Below are 15611 nucleotides of genomic sequence, written 5' to 3' on the forward strand. Positions count from 1 at the left end.
TTCACGAAGAGAGAAAAAAAGAAGAAGAAACTTTGGAAATCTGCGAGGACATTCTGAAAAACTCCAGAAATGAGATGGCTGTTGCCATGCGTTTTCTCCAAAGTGCATTCGGGGCACTGCGTCCGACTGTTTCGGGTGAGACAGATGTTATGGGAACTGACGGGAAACTGCTTTTTGCTTCGCCGACATGGCTTTTGAATACATTTATACAAAACAAAGTATGGATCAATCGTATGTATCTGCATGAACTGCTTCATTGTCTGTTTTGTCATCTCTGGAATCGCAAAGTAAAAGAAGAAAGTGATCAGAGACTCTGGAACCTGGCGGCAGATATTGCAGTAGAGAATGTCATGGATGACCTTTATGAGAAAGCGGTCTATATCCGACCGAACAGTTTCCGAAGAGAAAAGTACCGCCAGTGGAAGGAAAAAAAGAACGTTCTTACAGCCGATGCGATGTTTTATCTGTTGATGGAATGCGAAGAAAACGAGATTATCCGATTGGAGCAGGAATTCAGGCGTGACGATCATCATTTCTGGTATACACCGCAGAATCGCAGTGGAATGGCGAGTCACCAGAAAGAATGGGAAGAGATGCGGCGCAAGATGCAGACGGAGATTGAACTTTTTTCAAAAGAAGCGGCAGGTGATTCTCCGGGACTTGTGGAGCATTTACAGGCAGAGAACCGGAAGCGTTATGACTACCGGGAGTTTCTGCGGAAGTTTTCGGTTCTAAAAGAAGAGATGCAGGTGGATATGGATTCCTTTGATTCGATCTACTATAATCTGGGATTGGAATTATATGGAAATATGCCTCTGATCGAGCCTTTGGAAACAAAAGAGATGAAGAAAATCGAAGACTTTGTGATTGTTTTGGATACATCGATGTCCTGTAACGGCAGCCTGATCCGTCGTTTTCTGGAGGAAACATACAGTGTGCTGTCTGAGTCGGAGAGCTTTTTCCGTAAGATTCAGGTACATATCATTCAGTGTGATGAAAAGATTCAGGATGATCAGGTGATTCATGATCAGCGGGAGATGGAGGCGTATCTCCAGGACTTTACAATCCGGGGATTTGGCGGGACAGATTTTCGTCCGGCATTTGCCTATGTGGATCAGCTTCTGAAAATGGGCAGCTTTCAGCGGCTGCGAGGACTTCTGTACTTTACAGATGGATATGGGATGTTCCCGGCGAAGATGCCGCCGTATGATACGGCATTCATTTTTATGAAAGATGATTATCGGGATGTGGATGTGCCGCCATGGGCGATCAAGTTGATACTGGATACCAAGGCACTGGAAAGAGAGAGGACAGCAGAGCATTATGAATATTAAACAGGCAAAACAGGAAATCATAGATACTGTACAGGCGTATCTTCTGAAAAACGAGTATGATGAATATGTGATACCACGGGTACATCAGAGACCGGTACTTCTTCTGGGAGCACCGGGAATCGGAAAGACACAGATCATGGAACAGGCAGCCAGAGAGTGTGGTGTGGCACTGGTCGCTTATACGATCACACATCACACCAGACAGAGTGCGATCGGTCTTCCATTTATCTCTAAGAAAGAATATGGAGGCAGGGAATATTCAGCGACAGAGTACACGATGAGTGAGATTGTGGCGAGCATTTATGACCGTATGAGAGAAACCGGACTTACCGAGGGAATTCTGTTTATCGATGAGATTAACTGTGTTTCAGAGACACTGGCTCCGGCGATGCTGCAGTTTCTGCAGTGCAAAACTTTTGGGAATCATGAAATTCCAAAAGGCTGGGTGATCGTAGCAGCAGGTAACCCACCGGAATACAACAAATCCGTCCGTGATTTTGATGTTGTTACACTGGATCGTGTCAAAAAGATCACAGTAGAACCGGATTATCGTGTCTGGAAAGAATATGCATTCAAAGAAAATATTCATCCTGCAATTCTTTCTTATCTGGAACTTCGAAATAACTGTTTCTATCAGATGGAAACAACGATTGACGGCAAACAGTTTGCAACGCCGCGTGGTTGGGAAGATCTGTCAAGAATCATGGAAGTTTATGAGAAGCTTGACAAGAATATCACGGCAGATGTGGTCGGACAGTATATCCAGCATGAGCGGATTGCAAAGGAATTTGCAGAATATTATGAACTCTATCAGAAATATCAGCAGGATTATCAGATCGCAGAAATCTTGAAAGGACAGCCGTCAGAGGCAATGGTCAAAAAAGTTTCTCATGCGTCATTCGATGAGCGAGTCAGTGTGGTTAACCTGCTATTCTCAGGTGTTCGCCAGGCAGTACGTGATGCTGTTTTTCAGGAAGATGTGCTGGAAAAAGTTTTTAAAGTGCTTAAAAGCCTGAAAGAATCACAGGAAGGTGGAAATCTGGTACAGCGTCTCGGAGATTTTGTGGATAACCTTCGGGCAGAAAGAGAACGTAAACAGACAGAGGGGCTTCTGGAGCGAAGAGAGGATCGCACGATCCGAAAAGCTGTTGAAGTGCTGGAAGGATATGTGACGCTTCTAAAAAAAGAGCAGACAGAAAACTGGGAAGAAGCCTTTGACATTGTAAAGAATGCTTTCGGAGAATACCGTGCGTCCTGGGATGCTGTCTGGGACGAGTCAGGTTCTACGCTGGAATATGCATTTGATTTTATGGAGGCAGCATTCTATAACAGTCAGGAGATGGTAATTTTCGTATCTGGTATTAATACAGATTATTCCTGCGTTCGTTTCCTGGAAACGTATGAATGTGAACGCTATATCCGCTACAACCGGGATCTGTTGTTTGAAGATGCGAGCCAGGAAATCCGAAGAAGGATAGAAGAACTGTAAAACAGAGAGAACAGTAACCTGTAAACATATGGAACTGTTATCTGTAAGATATAAGAGAAGGAGAAGATTATGAAAAAACAAAGTAAACTTATGACATTTCTGATGTCACTTCTGTTGGTATTTATGCTTGCAGTTCCGGGAAATGCAGTTTCCACGCAGGCAGCAGGACAGGGTGATATGGCTGTACATTTTATTGATGTTGGCCAGGGACTGGCAATCCTCGTCCAGTCAGGAGGAGAAAATCTTCTTTATGATGGTGGAAATCGGGCACATGCGGATGAAGTGGTACAGTATCTGAAAAATCAGCAGGCAGAGACCATTGATTATATGATCTCTTCTCATTATGATGAAGACCACCTGGGTGGACTGGTCAAATGTCTGGATAATTTTGAAGTGGAACATGTGCTGGGTTCTGATTATGTACATACCTCAGATCTGTTTAATACATTTATGAATACTGCTACTGCACATGCGATCATTGTGGAGTATCCGTCTGTCGGAGATACTTATGAGTTTGGAACTGGCAGCTTTACTGTCATGGCGCCAGATGGGATTTCCCAGAACAGCAACGATAACTCGGTAGTCATCCGTCTGGTTAACGGAAACAACAGTTTTATGTTTATGGGAGATGCAGAAGAGACCAGTGAACAGGATATGATCAGTACAGGAATGAATCTGGACTGCGATGTGTTAAGTCTTGGACATCATGGTTCTGCATCTTCGACTTCCTGGGATCTTCTGGAGGCATCTACACCGTCCTGGGCAGTGATCAGCTGCGGACAGGACAATTCTTATGGACATCCGGCTGCATCGACCATGGAAAAACTGAGAGATATGAATATTCCGGTTTATCGTACAGATGATCAGGGAACAATCATTGCTCTTTCTGATGGAGACACAATAAGCTGGAATCAGGAACCATGTAATGATTATACGGCGGGAGATGCAAAGCAGCAGAGTGCAAACAGCGATACCTCACAGGCAGCACAGTATTCTTCAGAAGATACTGCTTCTGCACCGGCAGTAGAAACAGAGACACCGGATACTTCTTCTGATACACAGGGACGCACCGTATGGATTTCTGCAACCGGAAGCAAATATCACAGCAGACCGGACTGCGGAAATATGAACCCGGACAAAGCGACACAGGAAACAGAGGCACAGGCACTTTCACAGGGATATGAAGCCTGCAAAAAGTGCTGGTAAAAAATTAGTAAGTCCTGTAGAAATCCTGGACAAAACGAATAAACTGGCGCACATGTGGTTTCAGAATACGATTTTTACTGTAGACAATATAAAAAGTTCTTTTATGAGCAGATTCTTCAAGTGGAAAAAGAAGAATCTGCTTTGTTTTTTGCAGATCGATCGTAGAGCGTGCGGAAAGAATGGAGATTCCCAGTCCGTTCACAATGGATTTTTTAATACTTTCCAGATCATTCATGCGGGCAATCACATTGAGGTCACTGGATGTAATACCGAGTTTTTCCAGAAAAATATCCATTTCCTTCTTAGTGCCGGAACCTTTTTCACGGATAATGATCGGATCTTTCATAAAATCCTGAAAGGTGATTGCATGATTCTGCATTTCCAGATAATGCTGGGTTACCGGGGCTGCAATGACAAGTTCATCCTGACAGAAAGGAAGAAAGACACAGCTCTCATCGCTGGTATTCTGTCCAACCAGCGCCAGGTTCACAGTGCCGTCAAGGACGCGGTTGATGGACTCTGCACTGTCTGTCTGGATAGAGTGAAAATAAGTATCCGGGTGCGTTTTTCCGTAGGCGGCCAGGATTTCCGGCAGCAGATAGGAAGACGGAATCGTGGATGCAGCAAGGTCGATCATATGTTTCTGGACACCAGTGAAATTTTCGAGAAGGTTGTTACGAATCTCCAGCATGCGTACAGCACTGTCGTAGAGCTGGTAACCTTTTGTAGTGATCGTCGTTTTTTTGGTGGTGCGGATGATAAGTTTTGTATGCAGCTCTTCCTCCAGTGAACGTACATGTGCACTGATGGTTGGCTGGGTGAGATAAAGCTTTCGTGCTGCTTCGGAAAAGCTTCCATAATCAACAACGGCAACAAAAGCCTCTAATTGTTTGAATTCCATGATGTGATACTCCTTGATAATGAAAAATTACTGCAAACGGGTGAGTAGTAGCAGATAAAAATGAAAGTTTATAAATGATATGGAGAACCTGTAATCTCTGCAAGGGCATGCAGAGCAAGATCAACTTCGTGATGTGTGTTTTCTGGTCCGAAAGAAAAACGAATCGTTCCTTCTGGGTAAGTGCCAAGTGTTTTGTGTGCACTTGGGGCACAGTGAAGTCCGACACGTGTCATGATTCCGTAAGTGTCATCCATTTCATAGGCAACGCGTGCCATATCTGTTTGTAATGTCTGGACAGATACGACAGAAGTACGTTCTATCGTATTATGTTTTCCTATTGCACGAAGAGTTGATTCAGACGGATCCATCTGCATGAGTCCATTGATAAAATACTGCGTTAATTCCAGTTCATGTTGGTGAAGTTTGCCCATATCTGTCTGCTCCAGATCACAGAGTGCTGCATGCAGACCGAGAATTCCGGGAATGTTTGGTGTTCCTGGTTCGAATCGATCAGGAAGAAAAGACGGAACTTCTTCTGTATGGGAAACACTTCCGGTTCCACCGCTTAAGAGAGGCTCAATTTGGGAGGCGAGTTCATTACGGATCAGAAAACCGCCGGTACCCTGTGGACCGCGAAGACCTTTATGTCCGGTGAAAGCAAGAGCGTCCAGCTGAAGTGCCTCCATATCGATTGGGACAGTACCGGCTGTCTGGGCAGTATCCAGGATAAAAAGAAGTCCATGTTTCTTACAGAATTTTCCAAGTTCCTGTACCGGCATTATGGTCCCACAGACATTAGAAGCGTGCAGACAGACGAGAAGCCGGGTGTTCGGTTTAAGAAGTTCTTCTGCTTTTTCTATAAGAAGAGAACCGTCCGCAGAGCATGGAATACGGTCAAAAGTGACTCCATGCCGGGCAAGCTGTACCAGCGGACGCATGACCGCATTGTGTTCCATAGAGGAAACAAGTACATGGTCTCCGGATTTCAGCAGTCCTTTCAGAAGAATATTCAGACTGGTCGTGATATTGGGAGTGAAGATTACATTTTTGCCTTTTCCGGATGTGAAATGAAACAGGCGGAGAAGCTGTTCGCGAGTCTCGAAGATCTGTTCTTCAACAGAATAGGCAGCCTGATAACCTCCACGGTTCACATTGACAGCAGAACCATTCAGGTAATCGTAAACAGCCTGTGCCACGGAGGGCGCCTTTGGATAGGAAGTACTTGCCTGATCCAGATATATTTTTGCCATAACTATAACCTCGATTCAGATATTCTGATAACAGATATCAGGATTATTTATAAAATATTTCTATAAATAGCTATAAAACAAGACTATAATGAATTAGCTTTTTTGTCAATGAAATGTTATTATTTTATACAAAGAATGTATGCTATAAACAAAAAAAATTAGCATAAGTGGGAAAGGGAGGTAACAACAAATGAAAAAAGAAAAAACAACGATCGTTGTGGCAGGCGTGCTGATCGGTGTGATCTCAGCAATGCTGGTGTTCTTTGGAAATCCGGCGAACATGGGATTCTGTATCGCCTGTTTCTTACGAGACACTACAGGAGCATTGGGACTCCATTCTGCAGCTGCGGTACAGTACATCCGTCCGGAGATCATCGGGCTGGTGCTTGGTGCATGCATCGTGTCACTGATTACAAAGGAATTTCGTCCGAGAGGTGGTTCGGCACCGGTTACCAGATTTACACTGGGAGCTTTTGTTATGATCGGATGTCTGATGTTCCTTGGGTGTCCGTTCCGAATGATCCTGCGTCTGGCTGGTGGTGACGGAAACGCCATTTTTGGTCTGGTAGGATTTGCAGCAGGTATCCTTACGGGAACATTCTTCCTGAAAAAAGGTTACACGCTGAAACGTTCCTACAAGATGCCGAAACTGGAGGGAGCTGTATATCCGGCATTCCAGATTGTGGTGCTGATTCTTCTGGTAGCAGCACCGGCATTTATTCATTTTACGGAGCCGGAAGGCGGACCGGGAGCCAAACATGCAGCAATCCTGATTTCACTTGCTGCTGGTGTGATTGTTGGTATCCTTGCACAGAGAACACGTCTCTGTATGGTTGGCGGCATCCGCGATGCAGTTCTTTTTGGAGAGTATAAACTACTCTTTGGTTTTGTGGCAATCCTTGTCGGTGCGCTGATTATGAATGTGGCACTTGGATTTTTCCACCCAGGATTTGTCGGACAGCCAATCGCACACACAGACGGACTGTGGAATGCACTTGGCATGTATCTGGCCGGGTTTGGCTGCATTCTTCTTGGAGGTTGTCCGATGCGTCAGCTGATTCTGTCAGGAGAAGGAAATACAGACTCTGTTGTTACAGTGCTTGGTCTGATGGCAGGAGCTGCTTTTGCACATAACTTTGGCCTGGCATCTTCCGCAGACGGACCGACTGCAAATGGTAAGATTGCAGTTGTGATCGGCATCGTTGTGGTTGCAGCTATTGCAGTGATCAATTCAATGAGAAAAGAAGAAGCCTGAGTAAAAGAACTGAAAGGAGAATGAAAGATGAAGCGAGTAGACGCAAGAGGACTGTCCTGTCCGGAGCCAGTCATTCAGACTAAGAATGCAATGGCTTCAAAAGAAGCAGAATATGAAGTGCTGGTAGATAATGTAGTTGCGAAAGAAAATGTTTCTCGATTTGTGATGCATCAGGGATATCAGGTGAATGTGGAAGAACAGGGAGACGATTTCCTGCTTAAAATAACAAAATGATGACGTATATTGCGACTTTTTATTCCCATTATGGAGCAATCCAGTTTCGTAAAAACTGTGAAAAAATGAAACTCGACGCAGTGATCATGCCTGTTCCGAGAAACTTGAGTTCTTCCTGCGGAACCTGTGTCCGTTTTGCGGCAGAGGGTGAATTTCCAGAAAAAAATGAAGAAACAGAGCAGATCGTTCGAGTAGAAAAAGGTGAATATATTTGTATCTTTCATGCAGAAGAATAAAAGAGGGACGGTGTTTGAGGCACAAACACCGTCCCTCTTCTTTTGTTTATTTTCCATATTTTCTTTTCTTTTTCTCCATTTTAATTATGTGAAAAAAAAGATATACTTGCCTTACTTGATAAATATTTAAAAGAAAAAGGAGGATAACAAAGTATGAGAACAAAAACAAAAAAACTGGCAGCGTTGGTTATGAGCGGAGTTATGACACTGTCTATTGCAGCACCGGTAGCTGTACAGGCCGATGATAAGGTAGAGCTTACCGGTATGGTACAGCAGTCCAGATGGTATTCCGGATTACAGAACATGGTGGAGAAGCTTGAGGAAGACGAGAATATTTCTATCGAATTTGAAGTTGTTCCTGATGAGCAGTATGATAACCTGATGAAAATGAGATTAAATTCTCATGAAGCTCCTGATCTGATCGCATATCAGTTTGCTGATCTGTATGCTGCTGTAGACCCGGAAGAGTTCTTTGTTCCGTTAGATGATGAAGAATGGATGGCTAAAGTAAAAGCTCCGGAAATTACAGAATACAATGGAAAGCATTATGGATATTGCTTCGAGGCATCCAATGGTTTCCAGGGACTGATCTATAATAAAGATGTTTTTGAAAAAAATGGAATAACGGAACTTCCGAAAACTCTGGATGAGTTTTATGCTGTCTGTGATAAATTAAAAGAAGCCGGAGTCGTTCCGATTGCTATGCCGTCAGATACCTGGGTACCGCAGATCTGGATGACTTCCGGTATGTCACGTGCATTGGGAACTGAAGAAGCTTGTGAGGATTTTGCAAATAAGATTCTGACAAACCAGGCAAAATTTAATGATTATCCGGAAATGGCTGCTGTAATCGACGAGTATCTGGATTTATTTAAAAAAGGTTACGTGAATGATGATTATATGACAGTAAGCTATGATGAGATTCTTGGACGTCTGGCAAGCGGTGAAATCGCAATGATTTATGGCGCAACAGAAATTCTGACATCTATTGAAGAATCTTATCCAGATGCTAACCTGACAATCTTCAATCCTCCTGTAGGATATGATGATAAAGACGTGCTGGCATATCTTCCTACAGCTATGGGACTGGCTGTAAATAAAGATACAGAAAATATGGATACAATCAAGAAGGTATTCGATCTTTGGAGCACACCGGAATATGGAAATCTGTATTTCCAGTCTCGTCCGGGATTCCCAAATATTGAAGGTATTGATGGTAATGAAAGTGCTATGAATCCGGATATTCCAAAAATCTACAATGAGTATATGGAAGATGGCAGAGTAGTTGCGCAGATGAACCAGTATATTGACACACTTCAGCCGCTGTTTGGAAATACTATTTGGGTTTACTACCTTGAAGCACCATCTAAAGGAAATATGGATGGAAAAGATATTCTGGATCGATTCCAGAAAGATGTGGATAAATTTATGACCGAAAAAGGCGCAGAAGGCTGGAAATAGTACATCCTCTACCCTTTGACTAATAAGATTAATCCAAAAAGGGGACTGGAGCGAAGAACTTTGGTCCCCTTTTCCATTAAGGAGATATAATATGACGAAAAAAAAGAAATCAATTTATCCTTTGTGGGTACTTACTCCGGCAATTTTGATATACACCCTTTTTTCGGTGGTTCCCATTGTGATCAGTCTGGTATGCTCTTTTACAGACTGGAATATGGGACGGCTATACACCCCTGTTTTTAATGGCTTGTCAAATTACGTGGAACTGTTACATGATCCTGTTTTTATGCGATCAATTGGCAATACTTTCCTTTTTGCATTGATAACCACTATCCTGAAAACAGGAATAGGATTTCTGCTTGCGCTTGCTATGGTAAAAAAAATACCGGGAAGAGGGATCATGCGAACCATCTATTATGCTCCATGTGTAATCAGTATCACAGTTGTAGGAGTATTATTTAAAGCAATTTTGGCGAATAAAGGTTTGCTGAATAATGTTCTTCAAATAATAGGCCTGGGCGGACTCGCGCATGACTGGCTCGGAAGCTATGGTACTGCTATGGGAAGTGTTATTCTGGTAGAAACATGGATGTGGGCAGGATTTAATATGTTTATCTTCATCTCAGGATTACAGGCAATCCCGGAGGATTATTATGAAAGTGCTACATTAGAGGGCGCTTCCGCATTTGAAAAATTAAAAAATATCACACTTCCTCTGATTGTCCCGTCAATGACAGTTGTAGTGACACTCAGTATTGCCGGAGGACTCAAAGTATTTGATATTATTTATGTAATTACAAATGGAGGACCAGGATTTGATACACAGGTTCTGGCAACTTATACATACCAGTCATTCAGCCTGGGATTCCTTGGAGAATCATCAGCTGGAAGTATTATTCTGGCAATCATTGTCGTGATCATATCGTTTACTATGAATCACTATCTGACGAAACGAGAGGTGGAAATGTGAAGAAAAAAAAGGCAGAAAAAATTATTCTCTTTCTAGTTATGGTTGCATTGGCATTGTTATACATAGTACCATTTTTGATGATGGGGCTTGGCTCATTTAAAAACCAGGCGGATGCTGCAAAATTTGATCTTTCCCTGCCAACACAATGGATCTTTTCCAATTATAAGCACGTGCTGGAATCCGGAAAAATATTATCTGGATATATAAATAGTCTTATTGTTACAGTTCCGGTAACACTGGTATCTGTTTTTCTGGGAGCAATATCCGGTATTGTTATTTCTAGACGAAATGACAAAATGTCACATGGAATTTATTATTATTTTATCTTTGGTCTTACATTAACTTTGCAAACTGCATCAATCTTCTTTTTATTGCAGGCTTTGCATATATATGGTACATTTTTTTCTGTAATATGCATTTTCATTTCGCTCCGGATCCCTTTTACGGTTATGACTTTTTGCAGCTTCGTAAAAGGTGTGCCTAGAGAAATTGATGAAGCTGCTATTATGGACGGATGCAATTTCTGGCAGATGACCCTCAAGATATTAATGCCAATATTAAAACCAATTATGGTAACGAACGTTGTAATTACTGCTATTGATGTATGGAATAATTTTATGATTCCTCTGTTTTATCTGGGATCTGCAAAAAAAGCAACAGTATCCATGGCAATTTACAGCTTTTTCGGACGATATAACAGGGACTGGCAATATGTGTTTGCAGCATTAATGCTGGTTGTATTGCCGATGTTATTACTTTTTATAATTCTTCAGAAACATATTATTGCCGGTATGACAGCCGGTGCTGTGAAAGGATAAAGGGAAAAATAAATGATTACAAATTATATGATTATTGGTTACGGATGGAGAGCTGACTTCTACTACAGAATCGCAAATTTTTTGCCGGAACGTTTTTCTGTATGTGCAGGTGTATTACGTACAGAAGAACGTGCAAAAGAGGTTGCTCATAAAGAAGGCGTTTTTGCTACTTCTGATTTAGATCAGGCACTGGAACGTAAACCGGATTTTGCTGTCCTTTGTGTTCCAAGGGATGTAACGAAAGATTATCTGGTAAAATTAATGAAAAAAGGAATTCCGGTACTCTGCGAAACACCTCCGGGAAAGAATGTTGAAGAATTAAAAGAATTATGGGAAATGTCTCAGAAATACAATGGCCGCATTCAGATAGTAGAACAATATTTCCTTCAGCCTTACTATGCTGGTATACTGGATATAATAAAACAGGGATATCTGGGAAATGTATCCAGCATTATGCTGTCTGCACTTCACGGATATCATGCAGTCAGTGTATTCCGTAAAGTTCTTGGACTGAAATACGAAAACTGTACTATAGAAGGGAAAAAATTCTGGTCAGAAGTTACCGCTACAAATGGCAGAAATGGTTTTGATGAAAGCGGAACAGTCATTAAAGAGGACAGAGACTGGGCATATATGGAGTTTGAAAACGGAAAAACAGCCTTTATGGACTTTGAAGGTGAACAGTACTTTTCACAGATCCGTACGCGTCGATGGAATATTCGTGGTGTACGTGGTGAAATCAATGACAATACTGTACGATTTTTAAATGACTGCAACCAGCCGGTAGAACAGCTTATGAACAGAATCGATGTGGGAATCAATAATAACAGTGAATGGTCACATAAGGGAATAATGTTCCTGGATAAACAAATTTATAAAAATCCTTTTTATCCTGCAAGAATGAACGATGATGAAATTGCGGTAGCTGACTGCCTTTTGCATATGAAGAATTATGTAGAAACCGGAACAGAATTTTATTCACTGCGTGAAGCTCTTCAGGATACCTACTTATCCTTTATGCTGGAACAGGCAATTGAAACCGGTGATACCATCAAAACTGAAACACAGTCCTGGAGTATTTAACATTCGATAAAAGAGGTGATTACTTGACGAAATATCAATTTCAGAAAAAAATACTGTTACGTAGTATTTTTATTATGCTTATATTGTTTATTATTTTGACTGTTGTATTTTCCGGTTATGTTATTAAGACGCAAACAATTGAGTTTGAAGACCAAGTGGATACACAGCTTCAGGGAATCACCTCTCAAATTGATAATACGCTGCAGCTGGCAGATGATATTGCCTTACAGATTGCTGCAAACTTTCAGATTATAGATGTATTCAATAAATTACAGGGATATCATGGCAAAAAAAACTATTTTGTTGAAAAAACAGATATAGATTATGCTGTTAAACAGCATCTGATTTCCTATATGTTAAAACAGAATTTTCTGAAACGAATCAGTTTATTTGACGCTAACCAGGATCTCACTTATGTGGGAAGCGCAGTAGATTATGGATACTTAAAAAAGGGTTGTCCAAATCCAGAGCATTTTACAGAGATAGAAAATTATTTTGCAGAAGAAAATGGAAAAGGAAATCTGTTCTGGGTTGATGCTGCTGACCCATATATGAAGGATGCGTCACCAACAATTTCTGTTCTGCGTGAAATAAAGAATTATCAGCTGATTCCTTCAAAATGTCTTGGGTATGTGCAAGTACAGGTTCAGATAGACAGCTTTGAACATCTGGGACAACTTCTGGGAAAAGACTCGGAATGCTATATTTTGGATCAGAAAAACAACCATATATTGTATTCATATCAAAGCAGCAGAAAAGAATCTGAAGTAAAAGAAATTTTAAATCAGATGAATAATCCAGTGAAAAGGGGATTGTACTGCAGGCTTTGGGAATCTGAAAAATATGGAATCAAAATCTTTGTTGTGTCTCAAAACACAGGACTGATTCATAGTCTGATCTCCACATTTACGTGGGGATTTATTTTGCTTTTATCTTTAATTCTCATCATGATTTCAGGACAGAAAAATGTGATCAGACGAACAACGGAGCCAATTGTTCAAATGTGTGAGATGCTGACAGGGTTGAAGGTTGATAAAAATCTGAAAAATATCCCTCTGGTAAGCGGTAATGAAACAGATGAATTAAGACAGCTGAATCATGCATTTGATGAACTGATAAAAAACTTAAAAATATCTATGGAAAAAGAGATGATCAGCAGGGTAAATGAAATACAGAGTCAGATGTATGCATTGCAGACTCAAATAAATCCTCACTTTATCCATAATATTTTAACGATTATTTCTGCCATGTCTGGCACTTCCGAATGTGAAAAAATACCGGAAATCTGCGAAAAACTTTCGAGCATGATCCGATACAATGTGAGCAGCTCAGAAAGCAGAGTGGAGCTGAGCAGTGAACTTTTACACGCAGAGAATTATCTGGAATTAATGAAAATGCGTTACGAGGAAAAATTTCAGTATTCTATGTCTTATGTAGGAGAAATGCCAAATTTTCATTTGCCAAGATTTATCATTCAGCCGCTTCTTGAAAACTGCTTTGCACATGGCTTTCATAATAAAGAATTTCCGTGGAAAATTGATATTCAGATTTATTGTTCGGAGGAATGCTGGGAAGTACAGATCCGAGATAACGGATGCGGTATGGATCAGGAAGAACTGGAAAAACTGGAACTTGAATTACTGGAAATGAGAAATCGTGATGTGAAATCTCTTATGAAGGAATTGAAGATTGGCGGTCTGACTATAAAAAATGTTTATCTGCGATTATTTCTGGCTTATGGTAATAATATGATTTTTGATATAAGTAATAAATCTGAAGGAATGTGCATTACAGTTGGAGAAAATTATGAAAATACGTGTACTGGTAGTTGAAGATGAGCCTCCGATTCAGAGGAGTATTTGTCAGAAAATAGAGGAAAGTAATGAGAATTATATAGTAGTAGCTGCAATAGACAATGGAAAGGATGCTATACAATATCTGAAAGAGTATCCGGTGGATGTTATGTTTGTGGATATGAATCTGCCTATTGTGAGCGGAAAAGAACTGTTAAAATTTTGCTACAGTGAAAAGCTTCCGGTACTGCCCGTGGTTTTGAGTGGCTATACAGATTTTGAATACGTGAAATGTGCGGTAGCAAACCATGCAGTGGATTATTTGCTGAAGCCCTTAAACAGCCAGGAGCTGAAACTTATACTACAAAAAATTGAGATAAGAATCCGTGAACAGCAGCAGGAAGAAAAAATCCAAAATCTGACAGATGCAATAAAAGGATTCAATACACTGCAAACGAAAGAAAGCAATTCAGAAAAGAATCCTTCATATAGCATGCTACTGATATCTCTTGGCGCATGTCCATATGAGAATGAAAGAAACTACAGGGAGCTCTTTGAAAAGCTGGATTTAGAAGGGAATTTTTCACAAATTGTTTCAGAGGAGAATTTCTGGCTGGTAAATGGAAAAAATATTAATGAAAAAATTATTTTTGTTCGCAGAGATCAAGTCCCGGATATCAATCATCTGAATCAATTTGTCAGGTCTTTGAAGTTTTTGGGGCTCACGATTACCATTGTATTTTACAAAGATGCCGTAAAAGTGTCTGATATTTTTGCAACATATCATTTACTGCAAAAATATGCACGTAAACATGTGATTTTTCTAAAGAATTCTGTTTTGATTTATAGTCCGGAAGGATTCAAATCGGATTATACAGATCTCAGAAGGAAAATCGACTGTATGATTCTCCAATGCAAAAATATGAACATAAGTGACATAACAGATTCTTTTGCAGAATTACTGAAATTACTTACTGTAAGGCCGATTACGCAAAAAGAAGCAGTAAGAAATATTAAATATTTCGTATCAGAGTTATACAAAGTACATCATGGACACAGAGAATTCTTTGAAGTGGAAGAAGATATTCAATTTATTCTGGAGAATTATTATACGAAAGAAGAAATACTCAAAGAATTTGATTTCCTGTTAAAAGATATTTTTGGAATCGAGGTATATGATTCCAGAGATAAAAAGATTATTGCCTTAAAGATGAAAAACTATCTGGATGAAAAATTCAGAAGCAATGTGACAAACCAGTTACTGGCAGCTAATTTTGGATTTGTGCCGTCATATTTAGTCAGCATTTTTAAAATCTGCTATGGTTTGACACCGATGGATTATCTGGTAAATAAGAGAATAGATGAGGCAAAAGTGCTTCTGGAAGATGGTTCATTAAAGATTAAAGATATTGCCCGTGTGGTAGGATATGAGGATTCCCTTTATTTTTCGAAAGTGTTTAAAAAATTTACAGGGGTTAGTCCGAAAGAATATAAGGGGGACGGTGTTTGAGGCACAAACACCGTCCCTCTTTCCATTCCAATGGAATTCGTGTATACTTAAGAGAATATGAAAGAATAATA

At 40.6% G+C, this 15611-nt stretch carries 14 protein-coding genes; 12 read left to right on the top strand and 2 right to left on the bottom strand.

The window, feature by feature from the left end; genetic code table 11:
• The first annotated feature begins 74 nt into the window (after positions 1-74).
• The 3 genes from LI112_RS04690 (at position 75) to LI112_RS04700 (ending at position 4029) form a co-directional block, all read left to right on the top strand.
• Positions 75-1334, top strand: coding sequence for a VWA-like domain-containing protein (locus LI112_RS04690; RefSeq protein ID WP_227190317.1), 1260 nt, complete (start codon positions 75-77; stop codon positions 1332-1334).
• Positions 1324-2823, top strand: coding sequence for an ATP-binding protein (locus LI112_RS04695; RefSeq protein WP_227190306.1), 1500 nt, complete (start codon positions 1324-1326; stop codon positions 2821-2823). Before LI112_RS04690 ends, LI112_RS04695 begins: the two co-directional genes overlap by 11 nt.
• A 69-nt stretch (positions 2824-2892) precedes the next feature.
• Complete coding sequence (locus LI112_RS04700; RefSeq protein WP_227190307.1) at positions 2893-4029, top strand: ComEC/Rec2 family competence protein; 1137 nt, start codon at positions 2893-2895, stop codon at positions 4027-4029.
• Positions 4030-4033: 4 nt separating this feature from the next.
• On the opposite strand, the gene LI112_RS04705 is transcribed toward LI112_RS04700, so the two are convergent.
• Together LI112_RS04705 and LI112_RS04710 are read right to left on the bottom strand one after the other, a co-directional pair.
• Positions 4034-4930: a selenium metabolism-associated LysR family transcriptional regulator gene (locus tag LI112_RS04705; protein WP_227190308.1), complete on the bottom strand. Its 897-nt coding sequence runs from the start codon at positions 4928-4930 to the stop codon at positions 4034-4036.
• Between the two features lie 68 nt (positions 4931-4998).
• A complete protein-coding gene (locus LI112_RS04710; protein WP_055056759.1) occupies positions 4999-6180 on the bottom strand; it encodes an aminotransferase class V-fold PLP-dependent enzyme in 1182 nt (393 codons plus the stop codon).
• 190 nt (positions 6181-6370) lie between these two features.
• Here LI112_RS04710 and yedE point away from each other — a divergent pair, with 190 nt between their 5' ends.
• The 9 genes from yedE (at position 6371) to LI112_RS04755 (ending at position 15540) form a co-directional block, all read left to right on the top strand.
• On the top strand, positions 6371-7435 hold the full coding sequence (gene yedE / locus LI112_RS04715) for a YedE family putative selenium transporter (protein ID WP_227190309.1): 1065 nt from the start codon (positions 6371-6373) through the stop codon (positions 7433-7435).
• 27 nt (positions 7436-7462) lie between these two features.
• Positions 7463-7669, top strand: coding sequence for a sulfurtransferase TusA family protein (locus LI112_RS04720; protein WP_022388669.1), 207 nt, complete (start codon positions 7463-7465; stop codon positions 7667-7669).
• Positions 7666-7905, top strand: a complete 240-nt coding sequence (locus LI112_RS04725) for a DUF3343 domain-containing protein (protein WP_202031896.1) — start codon at positions 7666-7668, stop codon at positions 7903-7905. The genes LI112_RS04720 and LI112_RS04725 overlap by 4 nt, the downstream gene beginning before the upstream one ends.
• Positions 7906-8058: 153 nt before the next feature.
• Positions 8059-9366 (top strand): ABC transporter substrate-binding protein, encoded by a 1308-nt coding sequence (locus tag LI112_RS04730; protein ID WP_227190310.1) that lies wholly within the window; start codon positions 8059-8061, stop codon positions 9364-9366.
• A 91-nt stretch (positions 9367-9457) separates the two neighbouring features.
• Positions 9458-10336, top strand: a complete 879-nt coding sequence (locus LI112_RS04735; protein ID WP_117753753.1) for a carbohydrate ABC transporter permease — start codon at positions 9458-9460, stop codon at positions 10334-10336.
• Positions 10333-11154: a carbohydrate ABC transporter permease gene (locus LI112_RS04740; RefSeq protein WP_055066548.1), complete on the top strand. Its 822-nt coding sequence runs from the start codon at positions 10333-10335 to the stop codon at positions 11152-11154. Before LI112_RS04735 ends, LI112_RS04740 begins: the two co-directional genes overlap by 4 nt.
• 12 nt (positions 11155-11166) lie before the next feature.
• Positions 11167-12237 (top strand): Gfo/Idh/MocA family protein, encoded by a 1071-nt coding sequence (locus tag LI112_RS04745; protein WP_227190311.1) that lies wholly within the window; start codon positions 11167-11169, stop codon positions 12235-12237.
• A 23-nt stretch (positions 12238-12260) separates the two neighbouring features.
• The gene (locus LI112_RS04750) at positions 12261-14069 is read left to right on the top strand and encodes a sensor histidine kinase (RefSeq protein ID WP_055066547.1); all 1809 of its coding nucleotides are present in this window, start codon (positions 12261-12263) and stop codon (positions 14067-14069) included.
• Positions 14044-15540, top strand: a complete 1497-nt coding sequence (locus LI112_RS04755) for a response regulator (RefSeq protein WP_055066546.1) — start codon at positions 14044-14046, stop codon at positions 15538-15540. Before LI112_RS04750 ends, LI112_RS04755 begins: the two co-directional genes overlap by 26 nt.
• Positions 15541-15611: the final 71 nt, after the last annotated feature.

The organism is Blautia sp. 210820-DFI.6.14 (assembly GCF_020558815.1).
GTDB lineage: Bacteria > Bacillota > Clostridia > Lachnospirales > Lachnospiraceae > Blautia_A > Blautia_A obeum.

What these genes read in the sequence shown, in the direction of transcription:
- LI112_RS04755 (WP_055066546.1), top strand. Translation starts at nt 14,044, where the DNA reads ATGAAAATACGTGTACTGGTAGTTGAAGATGAGCCTCCGATTCAGAGG.
- LI112_RS04735 (WP_117753753.1), top strand. Translation starts at nt 9,458, where the DNA reads ATGACGAAAAAAAAGAAATCAATTTATCCTTTGTGGGTACTTACTCCG.
- LI112_RS04745 (WP_227190311.1), top strand. Translation starts at nt 11,167, where the DNA reads ATGATTACAAATTATATGATTATTGGTTACGGATGGAGAGCTGACTTC.
- LI112_RS04705 (WP_227190308.1), bottom strand. Translation starts at nt 4,930, where the DNA reads ATGGAATTCAAACAATTAGAGGCTTTTGTTGCCGTTGTTGATTATGGA.
- LI112_RS04695 (WP_227190306.1), top strand. Translation starts at nt 1,324, where the DNA reads ATGAATATTAAACAGGCAAAACAGGAAATCATAGATACTGTACAGGCG.
- LI112_RS04710 (WP_055056759.1), bottom strand. Translation starts at nt 6,180, where the DNA reads ATGGCAAAAATATATCTGGATCAGGCAAGTACTTCCTATCCAAAGGCG.
- LI112_RS04725 (WP_202031896.1), top strand. Translation starts at nt 7,666, where the DNA reads ATGATGACGTATATTGCGACTTTTTATTCCCATTATGGAGCAATCCAG.
- LI112_RS04730 (WP_227190310.1), top strand. Translation starts at nt 8,059, where the DNA reads ATGAGAACAAAAACAAAAAAACTGGCAGCGTTGGTTATGAGCGGAGTT.
- LI112_RS04700 (WP_227190307.1), top strand. Translation starts at nt 2,893, where the DNA reads ATGAAAAAACAAAGTAAACTTATGACATTTCTGATGTCACTTCTGTTG.
- LI112_RS04690 (WP_227190317.1), top strand. Translation starts at nt 75, where the DNA reads ATGGCTGTTGCCATGCGTTTTCTCCAAAGTGCATTCGGGGCACTGCGT.
- yedE (WP_227190309.1), top strand. Translation starts at nt 6,371, where the DNA reads ATGAAAAAAGAAAAAACAACGATCGTTGTGGCAGGCGTGCTGATCGGT.
- LI112_RS04720 (WP_022388669.1), top strand. Translation starts at nt 7,463, where the DNA reads ATGAAGCGAGTAGACGCAAGAGGACTGTCCTGTCCGGAGCCAGTCATT.